General features: G+C 74.9%; 28 protein-coding genes. 14 read left to right on the plus strand and 14 right to left on the minus strand.

All coding sequences use genetic code 11. The annotated features are described in order from the left end of the window. Positions 1–22 precede the first annotated feature (22 nt). The gene (locus ACIGZJ_RS17730; protein ID WP_396458060.1) at positions 23–397 is read left to right on the plus strand and encodes a hypothetical protein; all 375 of its coding nucleotides are present in this window, start codon (positions 23–25) and stop codon (positions 395–397) included. A 99-nt stretch (positions 398–496) separates the two neighbouring features. Here the strand turns inward: ACIGZJ_RS17730 and ACIGZJ_RS17735 are convergent, their stop codons facing one another. Then, positions 497–856, minus strand: coding sequence for a winged helix-turn-helix transcriptional regulator (locus tag ACIGZJ_RS17735; RefSeq protein WP_396458061.1), 360 nt, complete (start codon positions 854–856; stop codon positions 497–499). A gap of 51 nt (positions 857–907) precedes the next feature. Here ACIGZJ_RS17735 and ACIGZJ_RS17740 point away from each other — a divergent pair, with 51 nt between their 5' ends. After that, positions 908–1,795 carry an NAD(P)-dependent oxidoreductase gene (locus ACIGZJ_RS17740; protein WP_396458062.1) on the plus strand — a complete coding sequence of 296 codons (888 nt, stop codon included), beginning with the start codon at positions 908–910 and terminating at the stop codon, positions 1,793–1,795. A gap of 134 nt (positions 1,796–1,929) precedes the next feature. Here ACIGZJ_RS17740 and ACIGZJ_RS17745 read toward each other — a convergent pair whose 3' ends face one another. The 5 genes from ACIGZJ_RS17745 to ACIGZJ_RS17765 form a co-directional block, all read right to left on the minus strand. Then, on the minus strand, positions 1,930–2,340 hold the full coding sequence (locus ACIGZJ_RS17745; RefSeq protein ID WP_396458063.1) for a DUF3052 domain-containing protein: 411 nt from the start codon (positions 2,338–2,340) through the stop codon (positions 1,930–1,932). Positions 2,341–2,467: 127 nt separating this feature from the next. Next, positions 2,468–3,532: a cobalamin-independent methionine synthase II family protein gene (locus ACIGZJ_RS17750; protein WP_396458064.1), complete on the minus strand. Its 1,065-nt coding sequence runs from the start codon at positions 3,530–3,532 to the stop codon at positions 2,468–2,470. Positions 3,533–3,898: 366 nt separating this feature from the next. Then, the gene (locus tag ACIGZJ_RS17755) at positions 3,899–4,090 is read right to left on the minus strand and encodes a hypothetical protein (RefSeq protein ID WP_396458065.1); all 192 of its coding nucleotides are present in this window, start codon (positions 4,088–4,090) and stop codon (positions 3,899–3,901) included. A gap of 136 nt (positions 4,091–4,226) precedes the next feature. Further along, positions 4,227–4,961, minus strand: coding sequence for a hypothetical protein (locus ACIGZJ_RS17760; protein ID WP_396458066.1), 735 nt, complete (start codon positions 4,959–4,961; stop codon positions 4,227–4,229). Between the two features lie 270 nt (positions 4,962–5,231). After that, entirely contained in the window at positions 5,232–5,756 is a 525-nt protein-coding gene (locus ACIGZJ_RS17765) for a hypothetical protein (protein ID WP_396458067.1), read from the minus strand. Between the two features lie 330 nt (positions 5,757–6,086). On the opposite strand from ACIGZJ_RS17765, the gene ACIGZJ_RS17770 reads away from it, so the two are divergent. Then, positions 6,087–6,707 carry an L-threonylcarbamoyladenylate synthase gene (locus tag ACIGZJ_RS17770; RefSeq protein ID WP_392935348.1) on the plus strand — a complete coding sequence of 207 codons (621 nt, stop codon included), beginning with the start codon at positions 6,087–6,089 and terminating at the stop codon, positions 6,705–6,707. Positions 6,708–6,871: 164 nt separating this feature from the next. Continuing rightward, positions 6,872–7,456 (plus strand): choice-of-anchor C family protein, encoded by a 585-nt coding sequence (locus ACIGZJ_RS17775; protein WP_396458068.1) that lies wholly within the window; start codon positions 6,872–6,874, stop codon positions 7,454–7,456. Positions 7,457–7,529: 73 nt separating this feature from the next. On the opposite strand, the gene ACIGZJ_RS17780 is transcribed toward ACIGZJ_RS17775, so the two are convergent. The 3 genes from ACIGZJ_RS17780 to ACIGZJ_RS17790 form a co-directional block, all read right to left on the minus strand. Then, on the minus strand, positions 7,530–9,095 hold the full coding sequence (locus ACIGZJ_RS17780) for a TolB family protein (RefSeq protein ID WP_396458069.1): 1,566 nt from the start codon (positions 9,093–9,095) through the stop codon (positions 7,530–7,532). Positions 9,096–9,416: 321 nt separating this feature from the next. Continuing rightward, positions 9,417–9,719: a DUF4193 domain-containing protein gene (locus tag ACIGZJ_RS17785; protein WP_392935340.1), complete on the minus strand. Its 303-nt coding sequence runs from the start codon at positions 9,717–9,719 to the stop codon at positions 9,417–9,419. Between the two features lie 891 nt (positions 9,720–10,610). Next, the gene (locus ACIGZJ_RS17790) at positions 10,611–10,949 is read right to left on the minus strand and encodes a hypothetical protein (protein WP_396458070.1); all 339 of its coding nucleotides are present in this window, start codon (positions 10,947–10,949) and stop codon (positions 10,611–10,613) included. A gap of 481 nt (positions 10,950–11,430) precedes the next feature. Here ACIGZJ_RS17790 and ACIGZJ_RS17795 point away from each other — a divergent pair, with 481 nt between their 5' ends. From ACIGZJ_RS17795 to ACIGZJ_RS17825, 7 genes are all read left to right on the plus strand, one after another. Then, positions 11,431–11,877 carry a hypothetical protein gene (locus tag ACIGZJ_RS17795; protein WP_396458071.1) on the plus strand — a complete coding sequence of 149 codons (447 nt, stop codon included), beginning with the start codon at positions 11,431–11,433 and terminating at the stop codon, positions 11,875–11,877. A 117-nt stretch (positions 11,878–11,994) separates the two neighbouring features. Next, positions 11,995–12,543 carry a TetR/AcrR family transcriptional regulator gene (locus ACIGZJ_RS17800; RefSeq protein ID WP_396458072.1) on the plus strand — a complete coding sequence of 183 codons (549 nt, stop codon included), beginning with the start codon at positions 11,995–11,997 and terminating at the stop codon, positions 12,541–12,543. Between the two features lie 24 nt (positions 12,544–12,567). Then, positions 12,568–12,924: a hypothetical protein gene (locus ACIGZJ_RS17805; RefSeq protein ID WP_396458073.1), complete on the plus strand. Its 357-nt coding sequence runs from the start codon at positions 12,568–12,570 to the stop codon at positions 12,922–12,924. Between the two features lie 382 nt (positions 12,925–13,306). Further along, positions 13,307–14,221: a class A beta-lactamase gene (bla, locus tag ACIGZJ_RS17810; RefSeq protein WP_396458074.1), complete on the plus strand. Its 915-nt coding sequence runs from the start codon at positions 13,307–13,309 to the stop codon at positions 14,219–14,221. A gap of 307 nt (positions 14,222–14,528) precedes the next feature. Next, positions 14,529–14,927, plus strand: coding sequence for a hypothetical protein (locus ACIGZJ_RS17815; protein WP_396458075.1), 399 nt, complete (start codon positions 14,529–14,531; stop codon positions 14,925–14,927). A 220-nt stretch (positions 14,928–15,147) separates the two neighbouring features. Further along, positions 15,148–18,096 carry an ATP-binding protein gene (locus ACIGZJ_RS17820; protein ID WP_396458076.1) on the plus strand — a complete coding sequence of 983 codons (2,949 nt, stop codon included), beginning with the start codon at positions 15,148–15,150 and terminating at the stop codon, positions 18,094–18,096. Positions 18,097–18,278: 182 nt separating this feature from the next. Then, positions 18,279–18,440: a hypothetical protein gene (locus tag ACIGZJ_RS17825; protein WP_392935321.1), complete on the plus strand. Its 162-nt coding sequence runs from the start codon at positions 18,279–18,281 to the stop codon at positions 18,438–18,440. Positions 18,441–18,448: 8 nt separating this feature from the next. On the opposite strand, the gene ACIGZJ_RS17830 is transcribed toward ACIGZJ_RS17825, so the two are convergent. Further along, positions 18,449–19,042: an MBL fold metallo-hydrolase gene (locus tag ACIGZJ_RS17830; RefSeq protein WP_396458077.1), complete on the minus strand. Its 594-nt coding sequence runs from the start codon at positions 19,040–19,042 to the stop codon at positions 18,449–18,451. A 138-nt stretch (positions 19,043–19,180) separates the two neighbouring features. Between ACIGZJ_RS17830 and ACIGZJ_RS17835 the strand changes: the two genes are divergently transcribed. Both ACIGZJ_RS17835 and ACIGZJ_RS17840 read left to right on the plus strand, forming a co-directional pair. Continuing rightward, a complete protein-coding gene (locus tag ACIGZJ_RS17835; RefSeq protein ID WP_396458180.1) occupies positions 19,181–20,089 on the plus strand; it encodes a GlxA family transcriptional regulator in 909 nt (302 codons plus the stop codon). Between the two features lie 115 nt (positions 20,090–20,204). Further along, the gene (locus ACIGZJ_RS17840; RefSeq protein ID WP_396458078.1) at positions 20,205–20,897 is read left to right on the plus strand and encodes a signal protein; all 693 of its coding nucleotides are present in this window, start codon (positions 20,205–20,207) and stop codon (positions 20,895–20,897) included. Positions 20,898–20,955: 58 nt separating this feature from the next. On the opposite strand, the gene ACIGZJ_RS17845 is transcribed toward ACIGZJ_RS17840, so the two are convergent. From ACIGZJ_RS17845 to ACIGZJ_RS17860, 4 genes are all read right to left on the minus strand, one after another. Next, positions 20,956–22,395, minus strand: a complete 1,440-nt coding sequence (locus ACIGZJ_RS17845) for an oxygenase MpaB family protein (RefSeq protein WP_396458181.1) — start codon at positions 22,393–22,395, stop codon at positions 20,956–20,958. A 131-nt stretch (positions 22,396–22,526) separates the two neighbouring features. Continuing rightward, positions 22,527–23,216, minus strand: a complete 690-nt coding sequence (uppS, locus tag ACIGZJ_RS17850; RefSeq protein ID WP_396458182.1) for a polyprenyl diphosphate synthase — start codon at positions 23,214–23,216, stop codon at positions 22,527–22,529. A 545-nt stretch (positions 23,217–23,761) separates the two neighbouring features. Next, positions 23,762–23,980, minus strand: a complete 219-nt coding sequence (locus tag ACIGZJ_RS17855) for a hypothetical protein (protein ID WP_396458079.1) — start codon at positions 23,978–23,980, stop codon at positions 23,762–23,764. Between the two features lie 128 nt (positions 23,981–24,108). Continuing rightward, positions 24,109–24,411 (minus strand): YkvA family protein, encoded by a 303-nt coding sequence (locus ACIGZJ_RS17860; RefSeq protein WP_392935313.1) that lies wholly within the window; start codon positions 24,409–24,411, stop codon positions 24,109–24,111. A gap of 225 nt (positions 24,412–24,636) precedes the next feature. On the opposite strand from ACIGZJ_RS17860, the gene ACIGZJ_RS17865 reads away from it, so the two are divergent. After that, complete coding sequence (locus ACIGZJ_RS17865) at positions 24,637–25,368, plus strand: ribonuclease H (protein ID WP_396458080.1); 732 nt, start codon at positions 24,637–24,639, stop codon at positions 25,366–25,368. Positions 25,369–25,377 lie beyond the last annotated feature (9 nt).

Genomic DNA, 25,377 nt, shown 5'->3' on the forward strand with positions numbered 1-25,377 from the left:
GCGGATGAGAGGCGGAGGACGGATGCCCTTGAAGGAAGGCCAGCGTGTCGGGCTGGCGGAGGACCTCGGGATCGGCGAGGCGGTCGCCGGGGAGCCCGGGGCCGTCGTCGGGTTCCTGTCCCTGCCGGCCGGGACCGAGGGCACGGTCGAGCGGGTGGACGGGGAGCTCCCGGAGAGCGAGGAGGTCCTCGAGTACCAGCGGCTCAAGGCGCTGTTCGAGGACTACGGGCACACCATGCCCGCGGAGAGCCTGAAGCGGCTGGAGGCGGAGATCTCCGCGCTGGAGCCGCACTGGGCCGCGCACCGGGAGCGGGGGAAGCTGGTGACGGTGCGGGTCCGGCTGGACAACGGCTTCGTCCTCGACGGGACGCACGAGGACATCCTCACCCCCCTGTGACGGGCGCCCTGCCCCGTACCCACTTATTTGTGGGTACTGGGCAGGGCGGTGCGCGGCGGGCAGGCTGGATCCCGGCGGGCGGGGGGAGATGACGGCAGGTCAGGAGGCTGCCGGTTCCGCCGGTTCGGCGGTCAGGCGGTCGAGGCGTTCGTGGCCCCAGTCGGAGACGGGGCCCAGGGCCTCGGAGAGGCGGCGGCCAAAGCCGGTCAGGGAGTAGACGGTCTTCAGCGGGAGGACGTCGTGCACCTCGCGGTGCACCAGGCCGTCGGACTCCATCTCGCGCAGCGCCTGGGTGAGGACCTTCTCGCTCAGGCCCGGCAGCCGTCGGCGGAGTTCGGCGGGCCGGTGCGGGCCGGCCTCCAGCAGCCAGAGCAGCGACGTCTTCCACTTGCCGTCGATCACGGAGATCGCGGCCGTCACCCCGCAGACGTTCGGGTCCATGGCCCGGCTGCGCGTCATCCCCGCCCCCTTGTTCTCGATGTCCACCACCATGTCTACAGGAGCCGAAGTATGTCCACCAACCACATACCGTCCGCCGTCACCGTGCTCGGCCTCGGGCCGATGGGCCGCGCCCTGGCCGGCGCCTTCGTCGCCGCCGGGGTGCGCACCACGGTCTGGAACCGCACCCCCGGGCGGGACTCCGAGCTGGCCGCCCGGGGCGCGGTGAGCGCCGCGACCGCCGAAGAGGCGGTGGCGGCAGCCGAGTTGGTCGTCGTCTGCGTGGTGAACTACGACGCCTCCGACGCCGTGCTGCGCCGCCCGGAGGTCACCGCCGCGCTCAGGGGCCGCACGGTGGTCAACCTGACGGCCGACTCGCCGGAGCGGGCCCGTGACACGGCCGTCTGGGCGGCGGAGCACGGCGTCGGGTACCTGGACGGCGCCATCATGACCCCGGCCCCGAGCATCGGCACGCCGCAGGCGGTGTTCATCCACAGCGGCCCGGCGGAGCTGTACCGGCGGCACCAGCCGGCGCTGGCGGCGCTCGGCGGCGCGCACACCCACCTCGGCGAGGAGATCGGCCGGGCGGCCGGGTTCGACATCGCGCTGCTGGACATCTTCTGGACGGCGATGGCCGGGTACGTGCACGCGCTGGCGCTGGCCAGGGCGGAGGGGATCAGCGGGCGGGAGCTGGCGCCGTTCGCCCAGGGCATCGGCGCGATCCTCCCGCCGCTGTTCGCCGAGTTCGCCGAGGACTTCGACAGCGGCACCTACTCGGGCGCGATCAACCCGCTCACCTCGGCGGTCTCCACGATGGCGCACGTCGTGCACACCGCCGAGTCGCACGGCATCGACTCCGGTGTGATGCGCGCGGCCGAGGGGCTGGTCCGTCGGACCATCGCGCTCGGCCACGGCCGGGACGGGGTGAGCCGCCTCGCCGAGGTCCTCGGCCGGCGCTGAACTCCGCCGGGGCGGGCGGCTGTTCGGGCCGTCCCGCCCCTGACCGGGGTCGGGACCGGCGCTCCCCCGCACAGCGGGGCCCTGCGGTCCGAGCGGACCGCAGGGCCTTTTCCGGGTCATAGGCCGGACAGGGCCTAGCGCTTCGGCGCCACGAGGCGGGCGCCCGTCCAACCCTCGGCCACGGACACGGACTTGGTCTGCGACAGGCCCGCCGTCTGGGCGGCCTCGCTGACGTCGCCGGGCTCCAGGTAGCCGTCACGTCCGCTCTTCGGCGTCAGCAGCCAGACGATGCCGCCGTCCTCGAGCAGTCCGATCGCGTCGACCAGCGCATCGGTCAGGTCGCCGTCGTCGTCTCGGAACCACAGCAGGACGGCGTCGGCGACATCCTCGTACTCCTCGTCCACCATGTCCTGGCCGGTGATCTCCTCGATCGCCTCCCGCAGCTTCCGGTCCGCGTCGTCGCCGTACCCGATCTCCCGGACCACCTGGCCGGGCTCGAAGCCCAGCCGCGCCGCGGGGCTGGTCCGCTCCTCTGCCACCGACATCGCCGTACTCCTTCGTCCCACTCCACCGGCCCTTACAGAAGGTAGCCGATCGAATGCACGCAGCACCGAAGGCGGGCCCCGCGCGCCGGGGGTGAGCGGCGGCCTGCCACCGCCGCCCACCCCGGGGTCACAGGCCGAGCGCCTGCCCGGCCAGGGCGGTGCCCCGCACCCGTGCCCCGATCTTGGCGAAGGCCACCTCGCGCGAGGTGGAGGTGTCGTCGGCGAAGGGCGAGAAGCCGCAGTCGTCCGTGGTGCCCAGCTGCTCGACCGGGATGTACCGGGCCGCCAGCAGCACCCGGTCGCGCACCTGCTCCGCCGACTCGACGACCGGGCTGATCGGGTCGGTCACCCCGACGAACACCCGGATGCCCGGGCGCAGTTGGTCGGCGATGACGCGCAGCACGCGCTCCGGGTCGGCCTCGCTGGCCAGCTGGACGTAGAAGTTGCCGACCTTCAGCTGGAAGAGCCTGGGCAGCAGGTCGGCGTAGTCGACGTCCAGGCTGTGGGTGGAGTCGTGGTCCCCGCCGGGGCAGGTGTGCACCCCGAGGCGGGCCCGCTGCTCCTCGTCGAACCGGCCGAGCACCTCGTTGTTGAGGCTGACGAACTGGTCGAGCAGGCCGCCGGACGGGTCCAGCTTGAGGGACAGCCGGCCCTCGGTGAAGTCGAGTTGGACGCTGTGTGCGCCGGCGTCCAGGCAGCCCCGGATGTCGGCCTCGGCCTCGGCGGCCAGATCGGCCAGGAACGCCTCGCGCGAGTACCCGGCGATGCCGTCGGCCGGGTAGAGCAGGCTCAGTGCGGAGGGCGCGATGACCGCCTGCTTGACGGGCCGCTCGGTGTGCCGCTGCGCCTCGCGCAGGTAGCTGTGGGCACCGACCTGGTAGCGGAAGGGGCCCTCGGTCAGCACCGGCAGCTGCCTGGTGTGGCCGTCGGCGAAGGGGATGACGGCGCCGCCCGGGTCGAGGGTGGTCAGCCCGGCGAGGGGGTAGGTGACGAAGCTGGGCTTGCTCTGCTCGCCGTCCACCAGGACGGTGCAGCCCAGCTCCTCCAGCGCGGTGAGGGTTTCGGCCGTGGCCTGGGCCTGAAGCTTCGTCAGATCGGCTTCGCTCAGGCGGCCTTCGGCATGTTCCGCGAGGGCGTCCTGGAGGGCGCGCGGGCGCGGGATGCTGCCGATGGGCTCCGTGGGAATACTCATGACAGTGAAGGTAGGAATCGCCAACGACCGGTGCAATAAGGCCTGGACGCCGATTCGCCCCTTCTCGGCGGCCGGTCCCGTCGCCTCATGATCGGGAATCCCGCAGGTCAGCGGCGCGACGGTGGGCGGCCGGGGCCCGGGGCAGGATCGCCGACCGGGCGCGGGGCGCCTGGGATTGCTTGCGGAAGTTCACTACATCGGTTCGATTCCGGCCCGAAATTGACCCGATCAGGAGCCGTTCTGCCACAATGCCCACCCGGTCGGTCGGCGACGGGCAGGCCTAAGGCCTCCGCCAACTCTCGCCGTGCAGCCGTCTGTTCACCGGCGGGGAGCCCCGGGCTCCGCCCGGCCTGCGCGGTGCGGCCGTCAGCAGTCGGTGTCGCCGGAGTTGGGGCGGCGGGAGGACTTCGCCACGGCCTTGAAGGCGACGAGGAGCCCGTCACGGGCGACCCCCGCGAACAGCACGGCGACCCGCATCCGGTAGCTGCGGGCGTACCGGGCGCGGAGGGAGCGGACTGCCGTGTCCTGGCGGGGCGACGGGTGGCGTGACTCGTTCATGAGGGGACGGTACCCCGGGGGCCCGGCGATGCCGCAGCGGGCCGGTCCGGGCGGTGTGCGACCGGCACCCGGGCCGGAAACGGCCGGTGCGGGTGCCGGGCCGGAAGACCCGGCTGCGGCACCCGTACCCGTACCGCTACTTCCAGGAGATGGCGCCCTTGCCGAGGCTGTACGGGGAGCCCCAGTACTCGGCGCCCGAGACCTTGGTGGCCGTCGGGGCGAGGGCGACGGCGCAGCCCTGGGCGGTCTGGCCGTTGGTGAACCCCTTCGGCAGCGAGGGGCTCGCGCACTTGGCGAAGCTGCCGATGATCATCAGCTCCTGGGCCTCGCTGCCGTCCGGCAGGAGGCCCTTGATGTGGTCCACGCTGGTGAAGGACAGGTCGGTGGTGCCGGTGTTGGTGATCGTGTAGCGCACGTAGTACGGGACCAGGCCCTTCACCTTGTCGCCGAGCTTGAGCGCGTCCAGGTCGGTCGGGTCGCCGGCCTCGATGGCGCTGACGGACAGCGCGATGACGCCCTTGGTGCTGCCGGAGGTGAACTGCACCTGGGCGGGCTGGCCGAGCTTGAAGGTCTGCCCCGGGGTGGCGTCCTTGCCACCGCCGGCGGCGGGGGCGGGCGCGCTGGTGGGCGCGCCGCCCGGGGCGCTGGCGGACGGGGCGCCGGCGGACGGGCTGGCGGCCGCCGGGGTGGTCGGCGCGGCGGCGGGCGTGCTCGCGGCGGCCGACGGGGTCGTCGGGGCGGCGGCCGGCGGCGGGGTGCTGATCGCCGTGTCGGCCGCGTTGTCGTCGTTGCAGGCGGTGAGGGTCAGTGCGCCGACTGCCGCGAGAGCGGCGAGCGTCCACATTCGCTTGCCGGTGTGGATGCTGCTCATAGGAGGTCCCCCCGTGTTCCGGGCCGTCAGGCGGCGGCCCTGCTCACACGTTAGTAGCGTGGCGGAGGGGGCCTGCGCCATGGCTTTGGCGCGCTCTTGACCCGGATGTGACGTGATCGCGTCGAGGTTGTTGACGAGCCGATACGGACGGGAGGCGCCCGGGGCCGCTCAGGTGTGCACCTGCGGGCCTGCGGGCCCGGCGCGAGGGCGTGCCGGGGGCCCCCGGGGCGGCCGCGGCCGGGGTGGAGGCCGGCTGCCGGGCCTGAACGGTCAGGCGGCTCGGCAGAGCTCCGCGGCGCTGGTCGGGGCGCCGGCGCGGGCCACGGCCGCGGGCAGGGGAAGGGCGGCGCGGGCGGTGGCCGCGGCCTGCGAGCGGCCGCGCGCGAAGACGACCAGGCGCAGCACCGCGAAGCGTGCGATGCCGGCGAGCGCGGAGGCCGTCAGGTAGACGGCCTGTTCGAGCATCGCACCGGGCGCCGCCGCCAACTGGTGCAGCGCCAGCATCGCCGCGCAGGTCACCGCGTACGCCGCCACCGCCGACCCGGCCGACTGCGCGTGCTGGCGGCGGGTCGCGCGCCCGCCCGCGCCGAAGGTGAAGCGGGCGTGCAGCTCGGTGGCGAGGAGCGTGGAGAGCGCGGTGACCAGGGCGTTGGCGAGGACCCAGGGAATCCGGGAGGCGAGGGCCGCCACGGCGAAGCCGGAGGCGACCCCCACCCCGCCGCCGCAGAGCACGAAGCGGGCGAAGGCCGTGAACGCACCGGGCGCCGCCTGTTGCCGGTCCTGTGCCGTCTCCATGATCCCCGCCCCCTTTTGATGACTCGTCACGTGCGTGCGCGCCGTCGTTTCCGATGATGGAAAGCTACGTTGCCTTTACGGTTCGCGCAACAAGATTGTTGCGCAAGATACAGATAAGTGCAGGTGGGAGCGACAGTATCGTTGCAATGATCGAGAACATAATGCAACGCCAGCCGGAGGCCCTCCGCACCGTCACACCCCCCTCGGCGGTACGCCCCCGGCGATCGGTGTGATCACCAGACGATATCGGGGTGCTCTCCCCGGGGGTCGGGCCGGGCCCGTGCCGCGGGCCGGTCCGGGGTGGGCGGGTGGATCCCGTAGGGTCGGCCAATGGCGAAGTACTTCGACGTGCACCCGCAGACCCCCCAGGCCCGCACCATCGGCACCGTGGCCGACAGCCTCCGCTCCGGAGCCCTCATCGCGTACCCGACCGACTCCTGTTTCGCCCTGGGCTGCCGCATGGGCAACCACGAGGGCCTCGAACGGATCCGGTCGATCCGGCGTCTCGACGACCGCCACCACTTCACGCTGATGTGCGAGAACTTCGCCCAGCTCGGGCAGTTCGTCCACATCGACAACGCCGTCTTCCGTGCCGTCAAGGCCGCGACGCCGGGCAGCTACACCTTCATCCTCCCCGCCACCAAGGAGGTCCCGCGCCGCCTGATGCACCCGAAGAAGAAGACGGTGGGGGTCAGGATCCCCGACCACGTCGTCACCCAGGCGCTGCTCGCCGAACTCGGCGAACCCCTCGTCTCCAGCACCCTCCTGCTGCCCGGCGAGGACGAGCCGCTGACCCAGGGGTGGGAGATCAAGGAGCGGCTCGACCACGTGCTGGACGCCGTGGTGGACTCCGGCGACTGCGGCACGGAGCCGACGACGGTCGTCGACTTCTCCAGCGGCGAGGCGGAGATCGTCCGACGCGGAGCCGGCGACCCCGCGCGCTTCGAGTAGCCCCAGGGCCTGGATATTTCGAGGAATCCAAGAGCAGGGCATTAGGTGGGATTAAATGTCTTTCTTTCGGGGGCTTTTTCCGACCCCTGAACCTCCCTATCTTATTTGTGGACACACCGTTTCGGTGTGATGCCACCCGTTCGGGAGGGGAAACCGTGCTTGCCATGCGCGCCTGTGTCATCGCCGCCACCTCTGTCCTGCTCGCCAGTGCCGCCACCACCGCCTCGGCGCAGACCGTCAGCCGCTTCGACGACGGCAGCTTCGAGTACCCGAGGGCGGCGGCCAACGGCTTCACCCCCCTGGCCGCGGGGCAGACCATCGGACCGTGGCGGGTGACCGCGGGAAGCGTCGACCTGATCGGCGCCGGCTTCTGGCAGGCCGCGGAGGGCGACCAGTCCGTCGACCTCAACGGCTCCAACTCCGGCGCGGTGGCCCAGACCTTCTCCACCGTCCCCGGCGCGACCTACACCGTCACCTATGCCCTGGCCGGAAACCCCGCGGGCGCCCCGGCCCTCAAGACCGGAAGCGCCCTCATCGACGGGCAGAACTTCCAGGACTTCTCCTTCAACACCACCGGCAAGTCGTTCACGAACATGGGATACGTCGGCCGGCAGTTCACCTTCCAGGCCACCGGCTCGGCCACCTCGATCGGCTTCACCAGCACCACGGCCAACAGCGCCTACGGGCCGGTCGTCGACGACGTCCAGATCCAGCGCTGCGCGCCCTGCCCGCCCTGCGGCACCAGCTGACCGGCGCGGCACACCGGCCGGGCGGAGCCATCCGGCTCCCGCCCGGCCGACGCGTGCCCGCGGCGGCTACCGGTCAGTCCTCGCCGTACCGGCCCTGGTCCTGGCCCTGGTCGTCGCCGTCACCGTCCTCGTCGCCGTGGTGCCCGGTGGTGCGGGCGAAGACCTGGTTGTCGGCGGTCGCGGGGCCGCCGGTGCCGGCGGTCAGGTTGCCGCTGGTCGAGCCGAACACCACCGTCCGGCCGCGGGCGTCCACGGCCGGGGCGATCGAGGACCCGTTGCCGAGCGAGCCGTCCGGCGCGGTGGCGACCCGCTCGGTACGGCCGGTGCGCAGGTCGTGGCGGTAGACGTCCCAGTCCCCGTCCGGGTGCTGCGGGCCCGCCACCAGGTTGTCGGCGGCGGAGGAGAAGTAGACCCAGCGGTTGTCGGCGGTGATCCGGCCGTGGTCGGAGGAGCCGACCGAGGCGGTGCCGGGCAGGCCCCCGCTGATCTTCGTCACGGTGCCCTTGCCGAGGTCCCGGACGTACAGCACGGTGTGGTACCGGTGGCCGTGGGTCGATCCGCCGGGCTCGGGCAGGGTGTAGACCGCGCGCCGCCCGTCGGGGCTGATCGTCGCGTCGAAGCCCGCGTAGCCGAGGTTGCCGTCGAGGTCGAGGCTCGCGGCGGAGATGCGGCCGGACCCCACGTCGTAGGTGTAGTAGGCGCCGCTCGTCGGCCGGGCCAGGTCCGCCCGGGCCGCGCCCTCCCGGGCGCCGCGGGGCTCGGCCGGGGCGGTGCCCGGGGCCGGCTCCACGTCGGCGGGGGCGGCGCCCGTGGCGGCCGGGGCGGCGGGGGTCTGCCCGGCGGGCAGCAGGTTGCCGGCCAGGGAGGTGAAGCCGACGGTGCGGCCGTCCGCGCTGATCGTCGGGTTGAGGGACATGCCGTCGCCGGGCCCGCCGTCCACGCCGCGGGTCACCAGGCGGGTCCTCCCGCTCCAGCGGTCGGTCACGTAGATGTTGTAGTCCCAGGTGTAGGGCCTGGCCAGCGAGGGCTCGCCGCCCTGGAGGCCCGGGACGAGGTCGGTCCGGCTGGAGGTGAAGGCCACGTAGCGGCCGTCCGCGCTGATCGAGGGCGCGTACGAGGCGTGGAACCGGTCGGTGTCGGTGCTGGTGAGCCCCCCGCTGACCAGCTCGGTGCGGCCGGTCCTCCGGTCGCGGACGTACACCTCATCGCGCCCCTGGACCTGCTTGCCGGGCACCACGTCAGCGGCGTCGCTGTCGAAGGCGACGTAGCGGCCGTCGGCGTTGATCGCGACGTAGTCGGTGAAGCCGTCCAGCGCGTTGCCGTCGTCGGACAGGTTGACCCGCTCGGTGCGGCCGGTCCTGAGGTCGCGGACGTAGGCGTCGCGGGCGCTCTTCGCGGGCTGGGACACCAGGTTCGTGGCCCACGAGGTGAACAGGGCGTAGCGGCCGTCGGCGCTGACCGCCTGGCTCCATGACTGGCTGTCCGGCGCGGCGCCGTTCACTCCGACGCTGATCTGGACGGTGCCGCGCGGTGCCGGGCCGGCCTGGGCGGGCGCGGCGGTCGCGACGAGTACGGCGGTCGCCGCGAGGATGCCGCCGCCGACCGACCACCGGTTGCCGGTGGTACGGGTGCGTGCCATGAGGTCCGTCCTTCCCCTGGGATCGCCCGGCCGGGCTCCCTCCCGGCGACGGGCTCCAGGAGAGCCAATCGTGGGGAGGCACCACGGTCAACGTTCGCGGGTGATCTCGGCGGAAGATACGTCAACGGACGTATCCCGCAGGGGGGTCACCGGTGGTACGGGCCGCGCCCGCGGCGCGGCCGGCGGTGCCGGGCCGGTTCGTGCCGGGCCGGGCCCGTCCCGGGCGGTGCCGGGCGGTGCCGGGCGGTGCCGGGTGGAACGGACCCGGGGCGGCACCGGCCACCGGCGCCGCCCCGGGTGTGTGTCCGGGTGTGCGTCCGGTCAGTCGCAGTCGCGGCAGACGGGCCCGCTCTTGTCCGCGCGCGCGAGCCGGCTTCGGTGGTGGACCAGGAAGCAGCGGGTGCAGGTGAACTCGTCGGCCTGCATCGGCTGGACGGTGACGGTGAGTTCCTCGCCGGAGAGATCGGCACCCGGCAGCTGCACGCCGTCGGCCGACTCGAGCTGGTCGACGGCGTCGATGCTGGAGGACGAGGTGTCGGTGCGTCGGGCCTTCAGCTCCTCGATGCTGTCGTGCGACCCCTCATCGGAGTCGGTCTTGCGGGGGGCGTCGTAATCGGTTGCCACAGGTGGTGGTTCCCTGTCCTCGTGGGTGTAGAGCCGTGTCGTGTTTGCGGTGCGCCCGGTGGTGTCCGCGATGGGTGGAGCGTTCCCCGGCCGCAGCGTCCGCTGTGCGGGATGATGATGTCAGGCGCCGGCACCCGCGCCCGCTGCCGAGGCGGTCGTGCGTGCCGTGTGTCCGGCGAAGACGTCCGATGGACGGCGTCGCCGGAGCGTGGCGGCCGTGTGGAGGAGGGCTCCGGCCTTCCCCTCGCCCCGGTCGCTCGCCTGCCGCTCCCCCGCCGGGCCGCGGTGGCGCGGGCGGGCCTGCCGGTGCCGGGACCCTCCAGCCGGTCCGCACCGAAGAAGGTCGGCAGGCCTGCCGACCGTGCCGACGGATCGTCGGAACCCCTCGCCGTGATCGGTGCCACGGCGCCGGGCCCCGCCGTCGCGCGCGAGCCGCGCCACTGCCCGTGGCGCGTCGACCCGGGCACGGGTCGGGCCCCGGTGGCAGAAGATCCGTTGATGCTCCGGTGACTGTCCGCTGTCACGGTCCGGCACCGTCCACGACGATACAACGGGTGAAGCATTCATGCGCAAACGGCCCCGCGGGACCGCCGCCGACGACGCCACCACGGCGGCGGGCGCCGGGGCCCGGGGCGCCGGGACGGCCGGCTGCGGCCGGGGCACGGGCGCGGCGTTCGCCGGGCGGCCGCTGCGGCCCGGGTGCACCCGGGCGCGGCACCGCGGCGAAACGGCCGAGGGCGGCCGCAGGGCCGGGGCCCGGGGCGCCGGGGAGAGCCGGGCCGGGCCGGGCCGGGCGGGGCCAGGGCAGGGCAGGGGCGGCGCACGGCCCGGGCGCACCCCGACGGGTGCGCGCCGGGCCGCCGTCACGGGCGCCGGGGACGCCGGGGCCGGTCAGCTGTAGGAGACCCACCCCTGCTGGGCCAGGGTGTTCGGCGGGCAGTAGACGCGCACGTTCTGGAAGGTCGTGTAGGGGCCGGCCGTCCGCGTGGTCCCGTTCGAGCAGCTGACGTTGACCCACCACTTGGTGGTGCCGGTGGCCGAGCAGGAGATGTTGAAGTACTGCTGGTTGCCGTCGCTGCCGAAGGTCCCGGTGCTGCAGTTGATGCCCTGGAAGACGGTCGGCGAGGCGCTCCGGGCCTGGGCGGCCGGAGCGGCCACCGTGATGGACGCGGCGGCCGCGACCACCGTCAGAAGACTTCCGGCGACCCTGTTCCTGGTCTGGCTGTTCACAGTTCTCCGCCCTCGGTGTCGAAGTGGCGTACCGGCCCGCAGGCGATCGCCGGACCGGCCGCACGGGGTGTCCGGGGCCCGAATATAGGAACTCCCCGCACCCCGGTGCATATGACGGCGGAAAACCCACCGGCGCCGCCGCCAGGCAGGCACGTTCGCCCCGCGGCGGGCGGATCCTGGGGCGGGACCGCACCCGGTGGGCGGCTGGGGCCCTGCGCCCGGGGCCGAATCGTCCGAAAGTCGCGCCCTCGACGCGGCCCCGCCGGGGACCGCCCGACGCAGCCCGCTCGGACGCCGCAGGTCAGCCGCGGTCTGCCGCGGGCGGGGGCGGCGCCCCGCGGTCCGATGAGGTGGCGCTCCGTGGCGCTCCGTGTCGGTCCGTATGCATCCGGTCCTCCGCGGGTTGAATCGTCCCGTTCATCGCTCTGCGGTATCGGTCCGCGGTGCCGTGCGGCGCCGCACGAACGAGGGAGTCCCGCCCATGGCACTCGTACCGAGCGGCACCTACGGCATCAACAAGCCCGACGAGCAGCTGCTCAGCCTTCCGGGGCCGGCGGAGAACGTGGTCCTCCTCCCGCCCACCGAGGGCGAACTGGAGGCGCAGTCGTGGGAGGTGGAGGAGCTGGACAACGGCAACGTCGTGCTCCGCAACCAGCGGCACCGCTCCTACGCGGGCTACGAGGGCGACCCGAAGGAGAACTCCGAGGTGGTCGGCTCGCCCGAACCCCGGGAGTGGGAGCTTCGCCCGGCGGGGCACCCGGACATCTTCCGCTTCCACGTGGTCGTTCCCGGAGGGCCGGTCGGGGGCACCGAGCTGGCCCTCGACCTCAGCGTGCTGGACATCGCCCCGCAGCGGATCGCGCTGCGCCCGCTGGACGTCCACGACGAACAGCAGGCCTGGGGCTTCCTGATCCACATCCCCGGCTAGGCCCTGCCCGGCCCTCGGCTGCCCGGCTGCCCGGCTGCCCGGCTGCCCGGCCCGGGCGGCGCAGTTTAGGAACGATTGTTCTTGACTGATCGTTCCTCAACTGCGTACGGTCATCCCATGGGACGACCAAGAGGATTTGACGAGGCCGAAGTGATTCGGTCGGCGGCGGAGCTGTTCGCCGGCCGGACTTACGACGGCATCTCCATCGACGACCTGGTCACCCACCTCGGGGTGCACCGCAACAGCCTGTACAAGACGTTCGGCAGCAAACGCGGGCTCTACCTGGACGCGTTGCGATGGTCCCTGGACCACGACCTCGCGCCCCTGATCGACCGCATCGCCGCAGCCGCCGGCCCGCTTGAGGCGGTGCGCGAGGCCCTCGCCGCACCGGCCCCGGGGGCGGGTCTCGACCTGCTGCTGCTGGCCGCCGCCGAACGCGCGCCGGAGGACACCGAGGTGGCCGACCTGGTCGCCGAAGCCTTCGCCGCCCTGGACCGGGCCACCGGCGCCCTGGTCCGGGCGGACGACGGCGGAGAAGCGCCCGCCCTGGCCACGGCGCTCACCGCAGCAGTCCTCGGGCTGCGCCTACGGGCCAGGTCCGGCGCTGCGGGCGCGGCCGTCGACCAGGCCGGCGTCGCCCTTGCGCAGCGCCTCGACCAGCACTGAACCAGCCACCGCAAAGGACCCGACATGGCCAACGTCCGTATCGACGGCGACAACCTGATAGTGGAGATCGAGGGGCTCGACAAGCTCTGGGCCCTCAAGAGCCGACTGGTCATCCCCCTGGCCAACGTCCGCGGTGCGACCGCCGATCCGGGGATCTCCCGGGAGTCGAAGGGCTTCCGGGCCCCCGGCACCCACTTCCCCGGCATCATCACCGCCGGCACGTTCCACATCCACGGGGACCGGGTCTTCTGGGACGTCCACGACGCGGCCAAGGCCGTGGTCATCGAGCTGGCGGACGAACGCTACGCCCGCCTGGTCGTCGAGGTCTCCGATCCGCGCGCGACCGTGGCGCTCGTCGAAGGCGCCACGGCGGCGAACTGACTCCTGCACGGCGACCGCCGCCGGATCCGGGCCCGGCTCGGACCGGTACACGCCGGTCCGCCCCCGTCCGGCGGCCGTCACCCCGGCACAGCACAGCCCACCACGCGAACGCCCCTCCCCCTGGGGAAAGTCATCGCGCGCCAGTGTTCGCGGCCCGCTCGGCCCGTCGCAACTCCTCTTCCGCGGTGGCCGGCGCCTCGTCGGGCGCCGGCCCGCCGCCGTGACGGCGTGTGAGGTGGATCACTGTGCGGGCCCGTATGGTCGGCGGGCGGGAACGGGCGCCTGCCGATCCCGCGTCCCCCCTCAGGGATGAACGGGCCTGGACGGCCCGCAAAGGGACGGCCGTCGTGCCCGGTGGCCGCACGAGCGAAGGGAGTCGGCCATGGAATCGCGTCCGGGTCGGCGTGGGGTTCTTGCCGGGGTCGCCGCGACGGCCCTCACCGTCGTCCTGCCGGCCGGGGGGACGGCCTTCGCGCAGGAGGCGGGCGACGAGGGAGGGGGGATCGCGGGGCGGCTGCGCGCTCTCGAACAGGCGCATTCCGCGCGCCTGGGGGTCTTCGCGTGGGCGGCGGGCACCGGCAGGACGGTCCGGTACCGCGCGAACGAGCTGTTCCCGATGTGCTCGACGTTCAAGACGATCGCCGCGGCCGCCGTCCTGCGGGACCTCGACCGGGACGGGGAGTTCCTCGCAAGGCGCATCCGGTACACGCGGAAGGACCTCACGGACTCGGGCTACGCGCCGATCACCGGCCTGCCCGGGAACCTCGCCGACGGCATGACCGTCGCGGACCTGTGCGCGGCCGCCATCGGCTACAGCGACAACACCGCGGCGAACCTCCTGCTGCGCGAGCTCGGCGGCCCCGGGGCGGTCACCCGCTTCTGCCGTTCCCTCGGGGACGGGGTGACCCGGCTCGACCGGTGGGAGCCCGAGCTGAACTCGGCGGAGCCGGGGCGGGTGAGCGACACCTCCAGCCCCCGCGCGATCGGCCGGACCTACGCCCGGCTCGCGCTGGGGGACGCCCTGGAGGCGCGGGACCGCGAGCGGCTGACCGGGTGGCTGCTCGCCAACACCACCGGCGGCAACCGGCTGCGGGCGGGGCTGCCCGCGGGCTGGACCGTCGCGGACAAGACCGGTACCGGCCGCTACGGCACCGCCAACGACGTGGGCATCGCCTGGCCGCCCGGCCGGGGGCCGATCGTGATGGCGGTCCTGTCCACCCGGGACGGCGCCGCCGCGCCCGTGGACGAGCCGCTGCTCGCCGAGACCGCCGCGCTGCTGGCAGCGGCCCTGGCCTGACCCCCGCCGGCGGCGGCAGCGCAGCAGCGTAGGGGCCGGGCGGGGCCTCGCCGGGCGGGGCCCCAGCAGGGCCTGCGAACAGGTACGGGAACAGGTACGGGGCGAGAGATAGGTAGTCCCCCGCATTGTTCCCCTGGCGGTTCCCGAGGTCCGCTTGACCATCTGCCTGGGGCGCCCCACGGGTCACAGCGGCCACCGGAGCACCGGACGGTACCGCGGCCGCGCCGGACGCGGCCCTCCCGTCGCACCGACCTCCACGGCAGGCCCCCGCACACGGCTTCACGACAGCAAGGCCAGGTGAAACGGCATGGACGACGCCCGCACGCCGGCGAGACCGCTCCGCCGATCCGCGATGTACCTGCGGTGCCACCCGTACGACACCCGCGAGGCGCAGTACGTGCGCACCGCCATGGAGATGCTGGCCGCCCGGCTGGGGCTGCCCTGCCCGGAGGGCTACGCCGACCACGGCCGGTCCGCCAGGGGTCCGCTGCCCGCCCTGGAGAACCTGGTGGCGGCGGCCGAGCAGGGGTGGGTCGACGTCGTCCTGGTCCCCGGGCCGTTCGTGTTCTCGCTCGACGACCGCGTCGCCGCGGCGACCGTCGCCCGGCTGGCGCGGGCGGGCTGCGAGGTCGTCGAGACACCGGGCCGCGTCGTGCGGCCCGCGGAGCGGGTCCTGGGCGGTGTCCCGGCCGGCCTGCCCGGGTGAGAGCGGGCCGTGCCGCGAAGGCGGCCGCACCCCGCCGGGGGCCGTGCCGCGCCGCGGTCCGTGCCGCGGTCCGTGCCGCGGTCCGTGCCGCGGTCCGTGCCGCGCCGGGGTGCGGGGGCCGACCGGCCGGGCCCGCCCGCGCGGGGCAGGGGCATCATAGGGTCATGCCCGCCCCGACCGGACCCGCCGTCCGCCACCACCGCCCCACGGCACCGCGGCGATGAGCCGGCCCCAGCCGCCGGCCGCCCGCGGCGCCGGATTCGCGTTCGTCGGCCGCGAGGGCGTACTGGCCCGCGCCCGTGAGGCGCTGTCCCACCCGCCGGCCGTGCTGGTCGTCGAGGGCGAGGCCGGCATCGGCAAGTCGCGCCTGGTGGCCGAGGCCGTCGCGGCCCAGGCCGGGCAGGGGCGCGCCGTCCTCGCCGGCCTCTGCCACCCGCTGCGCGAACCGCTGCCGTTCGGCCCGGTGGTCGACGCGCTGCGGGACGCCGCCGCGCTGCTGCCCCCGCCCGGGGACCTCCCGCCCAGCACCGGGGCGCTGCGCTGGGTGCTGCCCGATCTCGCCCCGGCCCTGCCCCCCGCGCCGTCCGGCGGCGAGGGCCTGCTGTCCAGGCGCCATCTGCTGGCCCAGGGGCTGCGCGCGCTGCTCGGCGCGCTCGACGACCCGGTCCTGGTGATCGAGGACCTGCACTGGGCCGACGACGCGACGCGCGACCTGCTGCTCCAGCTGGCCCGCGACATGCCGCCGCGTCTCGCCCTGGCGGTCACCTACCGCGCCGAGGACATGGCGCCCGACACCCCGGCGTTCGGCGCGGCCTACCGGCGCCCGCCCGGTGTGGCCGGTGCGGTGATCCGGCTGGGCCCGCTGACCGAGCCGGACGTCCACGAGCTGGCCCGCGCCGCACTCGGCCCGCGCGCCACCTCCGACCTCGCCCGGGTGCTCTTCGAGCGCAGCCAGGGGCTGCCCCTGACCGCCGAGGAGGATCTGCTCGCCATCGCCGAGCGGCCCCGGCCCGAGGGCCGCTCCGGCGGCCGGCCCGGCGGCGACCAGGCCCCCGACCTGGCCGCCGACCTGGCCCGGCGCGATGTGCCGCAGGGGCTGCGGGACGCCGTCACCGAACGGCTCGCCCGCCTCGGCGCAGGCGGCGGCGCCGTGGTGGCGGCGGCCGCCGTCCTGGCCGTCCCCGCGGACGAGGACCTGCTGGCGGCCGTCGCCGGGCTGGACGCCGCCACCGGGGCGAGCGGCCTGACGCAGGCCCTGCACGCGGCCGTCCTGCACGAGACCGCCCCCGACCGCTACGCCTTCCGCCACGTGCTGGCGCAGCAGGTCGCCTACCAGCGCGTTCCCGGCCCGCAGCGCCGGGTCCTGCACCGCAGGGCGGTCGAGGCCCTGGACACCCGCGTCCCGCGGCCGCTGGTCCAGATCGCCCACCACACGCTGGCCACCGGCGACCACCGGGCCTGGCAGGACCTCGCCCAGGCCGCCGCGGACCAGGCGGTGGCCCTCGGCGATCCGGGCAGCGCCCGGACGATGCTGCGCGGCCTCCTCGACGAACCGGGCCTCGACCCGCAGCGGCGCGGCCGGGCCGCGCTGGCCCTGGCCCGGATCGCGGCCGACGACGTCGACCCGGCGGCCAGCATCCAGGTCCTGAGCGGCATGATCGCCGACCCCCGGCTCCCGGTCGCCGACCGCGGCGAGATCCGCCTCGCGCTCGGCTTCCTCACCGCCGTGCACAGCGGCAACCGGGCCGGGTTCGACCGGATCCGCGACGCCCTGGAGGAGCTGGAGGAGCGCCCCGCCCGGGCGGCCCGGGCCATGGTGGCGATCGCCATGGACGAACGCGACGGCGCCGGCCGGCAGGCGGCGGCCTGGCTGTCGCGGGCGGAGGGCCTGCTGGCGGCCCATCCGGACGAGGACGTGGCCGCCGCGGTGCGGGCCACCTCCCTCACCTTCCTGGCCCGGGACGGCGACCCGACGGTGTGGGACCGGCTGGACGAGCTGCCCCGGGCCTCCGAGCGCCCGGAGGTCATGCGCCAGACCACCCGGGCGCTGTACAACGCGGGTGAGATCGGCATCGAGCTCGGCTTCGACCGCCGGGCCTCCCACCTGCTGGCGGAGAGCCGGCGGCTGGCCCGGCAGACGGCCATCCCGTACCTGGAGTGCTACAGCCGCCTCGCGCTGATCCGGCTGGACATGCTGGCCGGCCACTGGCAGGGGCTGGAGCAGCGCTTCGACAGCCTGGGCGCGGAGTTCGACGACCTGGCGATGGCCGGGGCCGAGCGCTCCCTGCTGCTCGGGCGCCTGGCCGCTGCGCGCGGCCGGCTGGCCCTGGCCCGCGAGGAGTTCGAGATCGCCGGCCGGTACGGCCAGCGGGAGTCCCAGGTCACCGCCGCCCTGCGCGCGGCGGCCGGACTCGCGGGCCTGCAGCTGCTGGAGGGCGACGCCGTCGCGGCCGCCGCCACGGTCGGCCCCGCCCTCACCACCGCGCGCCAGGCCGGCGCCTGGGCCCGTACCGCCGAGCTCCTGCCGGTGGCCGTCGAGGCGCTCATCGCGACCGGCGGCCACGCCCTGGCGGGCGCCGTCGCCGAGGAGGCCGCGGACGCCCTCACCGGCCGGGACGCGCCCGCCGTGGCGGCGGCCCTCGACCTCGCCCGGGGCCTGCTGCTGACCGCGGCCGGGGAGCCCGGCGCCGAGCAGGCGTTCACCCGGGCCCGGGACCAGTGGCACGACATCGGCCGGCCGTACGAGGCGGCCCGCGCCGACGAGCGGATCGCCGCCGCGCTCGCCCCGCAGGACCGGGCCCGGGCCGCCGAGCGGATCGCCGCCGCGGAGCGGGTCTACCTCGCCGTGGCGGCGACCTCCGACACCGCCCGCTGCCAGAAGCTCCGCCGGGACCTCGACCTCGGCGGCACCGGATCGCCGGGACGCCGCGGCTACGGCAAGCGCCTGTCGCCGCGCGAGCGGCAGGTCGCGGAGCTGCTCGCGCAGGGGGCCGGCAACCAGGACATCGCCCAGGCCCTGTTCCTCTCCCCCCGGACCGTCGAGCACCACGTGGCGAACGTGCTCCACAAGCTGGGTACGAGCCGCGGCGAGACGGCGCGGGCGCTCGCGAAGGCCGACGCGCAGGAGGCCGACGCGCAGGAGGCCTGGGACGGCGCGGCGGGGCTCTGACCTGCGGGCCCTCCGCCGCCCGGCCCGTCCGGTTCGCGGACGGCCCACCCAGTGTTCGCCCGGGCCGGTAGGTAGTCCCCCGCATTGATCCGGCGGCCGCGGGCCGGTTCCCTGGAGTTGCCGGCGAGAGGTTTGCCGGCGAGGAGGGCCGCCGTGCCCCGACCGGGAAAGGCTCCGCCGACATGAGCGCACGTCACCACTCGCTGAACCCGCCCGCCGCGCCGCTGTACGGCACGGAGCACGCCCGTGCCACGGTGTGGATCTCCCCCTCCCCCCGCAGGGGCGCCAACCACCCGCTCGCCCTGGTCCGGCTGGCCCGGCTGAGCCGCCCCGGCACGGTCTGAGGCGGGGGCTAGCGGGGCACGGTGTCGTCGGGCTTGAACGGGGCGCCGTGGCCGGGCACGATCAGGTCCGCGGCGGCCAGGACCCGCAGCCGGGAGGCGCGCAGTACCTCGCGGTCCGGGGCCACCGGGTCGTCCGCCGGCCCCTGCGAGTGCCACCACAGGTCGCCGGCGAACGCCACCACGCCCGAGTCGGTGCCCGCCAGCAGGGTGATGTCCTCGGCGCTGTGCCCCGGGGTGCGGATCAGCCGTAGCGACGGGGTGAGCTCGTAGCCCTCCGCGTCCCGGTTGCGCCACTGGTCGCCCAGGTACTCCACCTTGTGGTCGTGCACCCGGGCGCGGCCGAACAGGCCCACGTTCATGGTGTTGTCCGGGTGGTGGTGGCTGAGCACCACGTCGGTGATGTCGTCGGGGCCGAGCCCCAGCCCGGCGAGCGGGCCGAGGATGCGGTCGGGGCCCGCGACCATGCCCGGGTCGAAGATCACGTGCCGGCCGGCGTCGGAGACGTAGGAGACGGTGGCGGCGACCCCGGGGCCGGTGGAGCCCACGTAGCCGGTGGTCAGGACCTGGTACACGGCGCTGCGGCCGAGCGGTGCGTCTGTCATGGCTCCATCCTTGCGGGCGGGCCGACCGCCCACGAGTGGCACTGATGCCACTGATCGCAGGATTCGTGCCAGGCGTGCCAGACTGCTCCCGTGCCGCCTTTCACGACCGTCGCCGCGTACGCCCCGCCCGGAGTCGGCATGCTCGCCGTCGGCATCGTCGCGGAGGTGTTCGGCCCGCACGGGGAGGCGCTGCCCGGCTTCGACTTCGCCCTGTGCACCGACCGGCCCGGGCCGGTGCCCACCGATCTCGGTGTGCCGCTCACGATCGCGCACGGCCTGGACCGGCTGGCCGGCGCCGACCTGGTGATCGCCCTGCCGTGGGCCGGATTCCGCACTCCGCCCGCCCCCGCCGTGCTCGACGCGCTGGCGGCCGCGCACGGGCGCGGCGCGCTGGTCGCCGCCCACTGCGTCGGCACGTTCGCGCTCGCCGCCGCCGGGCTGCTCGACGGCCGGCGGGCCACCACCCACTGGCGGTTCGCCGAGCTGCTGGCCCGCCGGCACCCGGCCGTCGCCGTCGAACCCGACGCCCTGTACATCGACGAGGGGCGGATCACCACGGGCGCGGGGGCCGCCGCGGGCTTCGACCTGTGCCTGCACCTGCTGCGGCGGGAGTACGGCGCCGCGATGGCCAACGCCGTCGCCCGGGACATGGTGCTGGCGTCCCACCGCGACGGCGGGCAGGCCCAGTACCTGGCCGCCCCCGTCCCCGAGGACTGCCAGGACGAGCGGCTCGCCGAGGTGCTGGCCTGGGCCCGCGCCCACCTCCACGAGCCGCTCCCCGTCGCGGACCTGGCCCGGCGCGCCGTGATGAGCAAGCGCTCCTTCGCCCGCCGCTTCGCCGCCGCGACCGGGACCACCCCGCACGCCTGGCTGCGGGGCCTGCGGCTGAGCAGCGCCGAGGAGCTCCTGGAGACCACGGACCTGCCGGTCGAGGAGATCGCCCGCCGGGTCGGGTACGGGAGCGCGGCCGTCCTGCGCGAACAGTTCGTGCGCCGCCGCGGCGTCCCGCCCCGCTCCTACCGCCGCTCCTTCACCAGCACCCCGTAGCGGACGGGGCGCGCCCTGGCGAACAGCGTGCGCCTTGCCGATCCGCCACCGGGCCGGAACAGTCGGCGGGGAGGTGCCAGGAGGTCTCCGACATGCCTCCCGTACGATCCCGATCATGCGTCCCGGTCGAATTCCTGTGCTGTTCTCCGCGGCTCTGGCCCTGGTCAGCGCCTGCTCCAGCGCGGTGGCCCCCACCCCCGTAACGTCCTCGGCGCCCGGCGCGGAAACCCGGACGAGCGCCGAACCGTCGCCCGAGCCCACCCGCGTCGACCTGCGCGCCCTCACCCCGGCCGAGCTCCAGGGCCGCTGGTGGAGCTGGGCCGCGTCGATCGAGTCCGGGCGCAACCCGGTGGTCGACCCGGACGGCCGGTTCTGCGGCGAGCAGCAGAAGGACGGCATCTGGCTGTTGGCGGGCACCTTCGGCAAGACGGTCACCCGTACCTGCACCCTGCCCGTGAACACGCAGATCGCCTTCCCGGTGCTCAACCTGTACGGACCGGCCGCGGACTGCCTGCCCTTCATGAACGACGCGAAGGGCAGCGCCGTCCTGGACGGCCGGAACCTGCCGATCGAGGAACTGGGCGCAACCCCGATCACCATGAACACGGTTCGGGGCAACCCCGTCTCCGACAAGCCGGGCTACTTCTTCACCTACTCCTGCGGCCTCTGGGTGCGCCTCGACCCGCTCGCGCCCGGCCGCCACGAGATCGTCTTCCGCGGGTCGTCCGGGGACTTCTCGGTCGGCGTCGACTACTCGCTCACCGTCACCGACCAGACCCCGTCGCCGTCCTTGTCGCAGTCCGTGTAGGCAGGGCGCCCTGCGTGCTCCGACGGCGGGGCGCCCTGACCCGGGCGCCCCGCCGGGGTCAGGCCTGGGCGAGCAGCGGGTCGTAGGCGGTGGAGCGCCGGCGGCCCGCCATGAAGGCGAGGAAGTCCTTGACGAAGGCGGCCCGCGAGTACGTCCCGTCCGGGTCGAGCAGTTCGCGCCGGAAGCCGGTGCGGAACAGGGCGCGGTACTCGTCCGCGTCGATGGACTGGTTGCCGTCGGCGTCGGTCACGTCGAACAGCACCTCGGCGACCCGGATCAGGGCCGGGCCGGCGAGGGAGGGGACCGCCTGCGCGTACTCCTGCCGGCTGATCCGGCCGTCGCCGTCGGTGTCGAGCGTCGACTGGAGCTCCCGCCACCACGCGGCGTAGGCGGCGTAGAGCCTGGTCTCCTCCGGCTCGTCCAGGTCCAGGCGCCCGGACAGCTCCCGGGCCATGGCCGCGAGGTCGGGCCAGTCCAGGTAGCCGTTCCCGGTCTGGTCCAGCACGGTGTCGAAGAACTCCTCGGCGCCGCGCTGCGGGGCGCCGTCCCGCGCCGTGCGCCCGGCCGACCGGCCGGGGCCGGGGCGGTCGGGCTCGTTTGGCAGCGGGGTGACCAGCCGCAGGAACGCACCGAACCGCTTCATCCCGTCGCCCACGGCGGCCAGTGTCCTGGCCCTGGGGTCGTCGCTGTCGGGTGACAGCGAGAGCAGGTCGAGGAGGTTCTCGGCGGTGAGCCAGCCGTCCGGCAGCAGGCGTGCCGCGCCCAGGGCCAGATAGGCGCTCTGGGTCAGCGCCTGGGCGCCGGGGAGCTCGGTCAGCCCGGCCCGCCTGCGGAACGCCTCCGGGAGGGAGGCGACCGTGACCACGCCGATCGTCGGCCCGGCCAGGGCGCGCCCGGCCGCCCACACCGTGGGCAGGCCCTCCAGCAGGGGCGGCGCCGGGAGGTGGTCGAAGAGGTGGTAGAGGATCGTGCGCAGCGCCTCGGTGTTCTCCAGCTCCTCCTCGACCACCCGGTCGTAGTACGGCCAGAAGTCCCGCAGGGATTCGGGGAGCCGGCCGGCGGAGTCGCCCATCACCGCCTGGAAGGCCCGGAACTGCGCGTACAGCTCCTCCATCGCGGCCTGGTCGAGTGGCCGCCCGCTCCAGCGGAACATGGTGACGGCGCTCTCGAACATGGTGGCGACCACCCACGCGCGGGCCGCCGGGTCCATGGCGTCGTAGGGCCTGTTCGCGGTGTCGGTGCCGTTCAGCCGGGCGTGCATCCGGTTGAGCCGGGCCGCCTCGCGCTCCCGGGCCGGTTCGTCCGTGCCGGTCATCCGCTGCAGGCTGCGCAGGGTGTTGGTCAGCCGCCGCCAGGGGTGCGTGACGAAGGTGGAGCTGTCGACCAGGGCCGCGCCGATCTGCGGGTGGGCGGCCTCCAGGACGGTCGCCCGGATCATGGCCAGGGCCCAGCACGGGTCGTCGAAGAGCCGGTGGAACCTCGTCCCGGGGCCGAACAGCGGTCCCGGCCGCGCGGCGGACCCGGCGTCGGGTTCAGCGGTGGGCTCGGCGGTGGGCGCGCCCGTTTCGGCGGCGGGCTCCGTTTCGGGGGCGGGCTCCGGGCTGCCCGGGTGGTTGCCGGTGGTCTGGGTCACGGCCTGGGTTCTCCGTTCGTGTCGGACGCCACCGCGCCGAACCGGCGGTGGCGTCGCTGATAGGTGTCGAGGCACTCCAGGAAGTGCGTGGCGCGGAAGTCGGGCCACAGCACCGGCGGGAAGACCCACTCGGCATAGGCGACCTGCCAGAGCATGAAGTTCGAGATGCGCTGCTCCCCCGAGGTCCGGATGACCAGGTCCACGTCCGGGGTGTCGGGGAAGGGCAGATGGGCCGCGAAGCAGTCCTCGTCCACGGCCTCGGGCGCCGCACCGCTGCGGATCAGCGAGCGCGCGGCCTCGACGATGTCCCGGCGCCCGCCGTGGTCGAACGCCACGGTCAGCGTCATGCCCCGGTTGCGGCTGGTGAGCGTCGTCAGGTCGGCGAAGTCCCGGGCCAGTGCGGCCGGGATCCGCGGGTCGGCGCCCCCGAGGAAGCGGCAGCGGATGCCGCGTGCGTGCAGCAGCGGCGCGTGTTTGCGCACGACCCGGCGCACCAGGCGCAGGAGGTAGTCGACCTCCTCGCCGGGGCGGTGCCAGTTCTCGGTGGAGAAGGCGTACAGGCTGAGCCATCGCACGCCGGCCGACCGGGCCGTCTCGATGACGTCGATCACCGTCGCCTCGGCGGCGCGGTGGCCGGAGGTGCGCGGCAGGTCGCGCCGCGCCGCCCAGCGGCCGTTGCCGTCCATGACGCAGGCCACGTGGTGCGGTGCCGTGCCCGGCCGCGCGCCGGCGCCCTGCCGGGGCACCACCGTGCCCAGGGGCGGGGCGGGACCTCCGAAGACCTGTTCCACCGCCACTGCCGCCCCTCCGATCGCCGCCGGCCCGCGATCCCCGCGAACCCGTCAGCAGCGTGCCGGTGGCCGGCCCGGTGTGTCCGGCACTCGGGGGATCTTCACCCGATCCGGTAACGGGCCCGGCGCCGTTGCCGAACGGCGGTTCTGCCCGGCGTCGGTCCGCGGGCGGGGCTTGGAGACGGGCCCGGGGGGTGCAGTCGGCCGAGACCGCGGGGACGGGGGGCGCTCCGCGGTCCCGGCCGTGGGAGGCACCGGCCGTACGGAGGCGCGGCCGGGCTGCTCAGCAGCCCGTCAAGGGGGTGGTGGGGCTGCTGTGACCGGAATGCTAGACCCGCCCGATGACCATGGAAAGGGCTTTGACCTGCAATTTTTCGGCCGCGAACATGCCAGGAAGCCGGAGGTTCCCGGCCCGGCCGGGCGGCCGTGCCGGGGGCGGGTCAGATCTGCCGGTCCGGGTCGGAGAAGGTGAGGCCGCCGATCGCGAGCGGGTGCCGGGCCGGGGCGGGTTCGGACACGCTCTCGCCCGGCGGCTGGCGGAAGTCGGCGCCCTGTTCGAGCGGCGGCAGCCGGCGCGCGCCCGGCTGGGCGGGCACCGAAGCGTCGGCGGCGGGCTCGGAGAAGGCGGGCAGCGCGAGGCTGCGACGGTCAGGGGTCATGATCCCAGTCTCGCAGCACGGGCCGGCGAAGTGGGCCGGAGCCCCGTCGCTGCCGCCGCGCGGGCCCGCGGACCCGGCCCGGTACCGGCCCGCCGGGCCGGCCCGCGGACCCCGGTGCAGGGCGCCCGTCAGCGCTTGGGCTGCGGGATCCCCTCGGGAGCGCCGACCCGGAGTCCGGCCTTGCCCAGCGCCCGCAGCGCCACCAGCAGGAAGCCGATGTCGTCCAGCAGGACGGGGTCGGGCAGCAGGTCCACGGGGCTGACCAGGTAGGCGATCGACGCCCAGAACAGGACCTTGGTCGACATCGGGATGCCGGTCGCCCCCAGCAGCCGCCGGACCCGGATCAGCTTGACGACCAGGACGACCGCCACCACCGCGGTGACCGCGACGAGGCCCGCGGCCACCCACCAGAACACGCTCGTGCCGTCCATCCGCTGCCCCTTCCGCCCGGAGTCGCCGGGGAACCTGTCCCGTCTTTCGGCAGAGCGTGCGCGCGATCGGGCGACGCCGGCCTTCCTCTCGACGATACGGGTACCGCCGGGCCCGCGTCCGGTCCTCTGCGCCGGGGCCGGCCTGCCCGCCGGACCCACGGGGTCCGGGCCGGGCCCGGCCTGAGGGCGGTGCGCCCGGGCCCGGGACGCTGGCATGATCGCCGTATGGCAGAACGCATCATCAGCGCATGTGACGGCGCTTCGAAGGGCAACCCGGGACCGGCCGGCTGGGCCTGGGTCATCGCCGGGGCCGACGGCCGGCCGGAGCGCTGGGAGGCCGGTCCGCTGGGCCGCGCGACCAACAACGTCGCCGAACTGACCGCGCTGAAGGAGCTGCTGGGCGCGGTCGGGCCGGGCACGCCGCTGGAGGTGCGGATGGACTCCCAGTACGCGATGAAGGCGGTCACCCAGTGGCTGCCCGGCTGGCGCCGCAAGGGCTGGAAGACCGCCGCCGGGACGCCGGTCGCCAACAAGGACCTGATCGTGGCGATCGACGCCCTGCTGGCCGAGCGCGACGTCGAGTTCGTCTACGTCCCCGCGCACCAGGTGGACGGCGACCCGCTGAACGCCTTCGCCGACCGGGCGGCGAGCGACACGGCGGTGGCCCAGCAGCCCGCGGGCACCTCCCTCGGCTCCGCCGCGCCCGACCTGCTCGCGCAGTCCGCGCCGCCCGCCCGCAGGGGCTCGGCCGGGTCCGCGGCCGGGTCCGCGGGGCAGGCGCCGCGGGCCCGCTCGGGCGGCAGGCCGGGCGGCGCCTCCGCGGGCGGCCGGACCAAGGCCAAGTTCCCCGGCGCGTGCCGCTGCGGGCGCTCCTACGCCGTCGGCGACCCGATCGCCAAGAACCCGGACGGCTGGGGGCACCCGGACTGCGCGAAGGCCGCCGCCGCCTCCGCCTGACCTGCCGGG

The sequence above is a fragment of the Kitasatospora sp. NPDC052868 genome, assembly GCF_044547105.1.
Classification (GTDB): Bacteria; Actinomycetota; Actinomycetes; order Streptomycetales; family Streptomycetaceae; genus Kitasatospora.